Annotated in this window: 1 protein-coding gene and 2 pseudogenes; all 3 read left to right on the forward strand. The window is 72.4% G+C overall.

The window, feature by feature from the left end; genetic code table 11:
* Positions 1–527, forward strand: a pseudogene (locus IEZ06_RS35585) (Crp/Fnr family transcriptional regulator); the annotation flags it as partial.
* Positions 527–2,722 (forward strand): terpene synthase family protein, encoded by a 2,196-nt coding sequence (locus tag IEZ06_RS35590; RefSeq protein WP_203871729.1) that lies wholly within the window; start codon positions 527–529, stop codon positions 2,720–2,722. The pseudogene IEZ06_RS35585 and the gene IEZ06_RS35590, both read left to right, overlap by 1 nt.
* Positions 2,719–3,088 (forward strand): annotated as a pseudogene (locus IEZ06_RS37005) (hypothetical protein); the annotation flags it as partial. The gene IEZ06_RS35590 and the pseudogene IEZ06_RS37005, both read left to right, overlap by 4 nt.

The following is a 3,088-nucleotide window of genomic DNA, read 5'->3' on the forward strand; positions in this document are numbered from 1 at the left end:
GGGAGCGGCAGGAGCACGAGCTGGTCAACAACCGCGAGTTCGGGCTGCTGCACAACGCCGACCTCAAGCAGCGCATCCACACCCGCTCCGGGCCGCCCACCCCCGACGACCTCGACGACCTGCTCGCCACCGTCTGGAAGAACCCGACCGTCCTGTTCGCCCACCCCAAGGCGATCGCCGCGTTCGCCCGCCAGTGCAACAGCCGGGGCATCAACCCGCAGAGCGTGGAGATCAACGGGCAGAAGGCGCCCGCGTGGCGGGGCGTGCCGATGCTGCCCTGCAACAAGATCCCGATCAGCGACGGCGGCCTGACCTCGATCATGGTGATGCGCCTGGGAGAGAAGGACCAGGGCGTGGTGGGGCTGCGCCGCACCGGGCTGGTGGACGAGTACGAACCGGGGCTGTCGGTGCGGTTCATGGGCATCGACGAGCACGCGATCATCTCCTACCTGGTGACGACCTACTACTCGGCGGCCGTGCTGGTGCCCGACGCCCTCGGCATCCTGGAGAGCGTCGAGGTCGCCTGATGCCCTCCTACGAGCTGCCGGACTTCTACCTGCCTCATCCCCCCAGGCTCAACCCGCACCTGGAGACCGCCCGCGCGCACACCCGCGCCTGGGCGGCGGACATGGGCATGCTCGACGACCCGGACATCTGGGACGCGCCGCGGCTGGAGGCGATGGACTACGGGCTGATGTGCGCCTACACCCACCCCGACTGCCCGGCCGCCGAGTTGGACCTGATCACCGACTGGTACGTCTGGGTGTTCTACTTCGACGACCACTTCCTGGAGACCTTCAAAAGGAGCAGGGACCTCAAGGGCGCGCAGGCCTACCTCGACCGGCTCGACGCCTTCATGGCCGACGATCCACCCGAACCGGCCAACCCGGTCGAGCGCGGCCTGGCCGACCTGTGGCCGCGCACCGTGCCCGCCATGTCGCCGTCCTGGCGGCGGCGGTTCGTCCGGGTCACCCGCGACCTGACCCAGGAGTCGATGTGGGAGCTGTTCCACATCGAGCGCGACGCCGTCTCCAACCCGATCGAGTACGTCGAGGAACGCCGCAAGGTCGGCGGCGCCCCGTGGTCGGCCGCCCTCGTCGAGCACGCGGCGGGCGCGGAGCTGCCGGCCCGGCTCGCCGCGAGCAGGCCGGTCCGGGTGCTGACCGAGTCGTTCGCCGACGCCGTGCACCTGCGCAACGACCTGTTCTCCTACGAGCGCGAGGTCCGGCAGGAGGGCGAGCTGTCCAACTGCGTCCTGGTCTGCGAGCGCTTCTTCGGCTGCGACACCCGGCAGGCCGTGCAGATCACCAACGACCTGCTCACCTCGCGGCTGCACCAGTTCGAGCACACCGCGCTGACCGAGCTCCCGCAGCTCTTCACCGACGAGGGCGTCTCGCCCGAGGAGCAGGGACGCGTCCTGCGCTACGTCGGAGGGCTGCAGGACTGGCAGGCCGGCGGACACGCCTGGCACACCGCCTCCAGCCGCTACACCAGGGCCGTCCGTCCGGCCGGGCCCCTCGGCATGAACGTCTCGCGCGCCCACCTGACCGGCCCCGGCGGGCTGCGCAACCACAGCCGCACCCCCTTCACCGAGGTCTCGGTACGGCTGCCGCAGCCGTACATGCCCTTCCGGGTGCGCGACAACCCGCACCTGGAGGCGGCCCGGGCCGTCGACGTGGCCTGGTGCGCCGAGATGGGGTTCTTCGACGCCCTCCCCGGCATCCCGGAGACGGCGGTGTGGACCGAGAGCGAGCTCGTCGGGTTCGACCTCGCCCTGTGCGCCTCGGGCATCGACCCCGACGCCTCGGCGGACGGGCTCGTCCTGGCGACCAACTGGCTGGCCTGGGGCACCTACGGCGACGACTACTACCCCCGGGTCTTCGGCGCCGCCCGCGACCTGACCGGCGCGAAGCTCGCCAACCGGCGGCTGCGGCGGTTCATGCCGGTCGACCTGTCCCCGGCGCCCGCACCGGCCAACCCGGTCGAGCGCGGCCTGGCCGACCTGTGGCCGCGCACCGCCGGGCCGATGCCGGAGGAGTCGCGGCGCGCCTTCCGCATTGCGGTCGAGGAGATGCTCGACAGCTGGATCTGGGAGCTGGCGGGCCACGCCGAAAACCGCGTCCCCGATCCGATCGACTACCTCGAGATGCGCCGCAGGACCTTCGGCTCCGACATGACGATGAGCCTGGCCCGGCTCGCCCCCGGGCGGCACATCCCCGCCGGGCTGTACCGGACCCGCGAGTTCCTCGGCATGGCCGACGCCGCCCAGGACTACGCCTGCCTGGTCAACGACCTGTTCTCCTACCAGAAGGAGATCCAGTTCGAAGGCGAGCTGCACAACGCCGTCCTGGTCGTGCAGACCTTCTTCGACTGCGACCCGCAGCAGGGCGTCGCGATCGTCGACGCCCTGCTGACCTCCCGGATGAAGCAGTTCGAGCACATCACCGCCGTCGACCTGCCCGTCCTGCTGGAGCGGATCGAGGCCGGCGACGCGGTCCGCGAATCGGTCGCCGGCTACGTGACCGAGCTGCAGGACTGGATGGCCGCCATCGTGCGCTGGCACCAGCGCACCCGGCGCTATCCGGGCGGCGCGCCGGCCCGTTCCACGCCGGTCCGCTGGACCCAGGGCCCCACCGGCCTCGGCACCGCCACGGCCCGGCTCGCCCCGCCGGGACCGGCCGCGGGGGTCCGCGTCCCGGCCGGGCCGGGGGGCATCCGGTGAGCACGGGGGGCGTGGAGCGTACGGAGACCACGGAGAGCGCTCGGACCGCTCCCGTCGCGGAGGCCTCCCGGCTGAGCCTGGGCACGGCCGCCGCCCGCAGGCTGGCGACGACGGCCAAGAGCGTGCCGCAGACGCAGGCGTCGACGCCCCGCCACCTCCTGCGGGTGCTGCCCTGGACCGAGGTGGACGGCGTCTACCGGGTGAACCGGCGGGCCGTCCTCACCCTCGGGGGCGACGGTGGGTCCGGGGACGCCCGCGACCGGTCCGCGAAGCCGCGGAACGCCTACGGGGAGGCGGAGATCGCACTGACGGCGGGCCACCGGGGCGAGCCGGTGCTGCCGGGCACGTTCGTCGACTACGAGCTCG

Origin of the sequence: Planomonospora antibiotica (genome assembly GCF_014647955.1) — a bacterium.
In the GTDB taxonomy this organism is placed as follows: domain Bacteria; phylum Actinomycetota; class Actinomycetes; order Streptosporangiales; family Streptosporangiaceae; genus Planomonospora; species Planomonospora parontospora.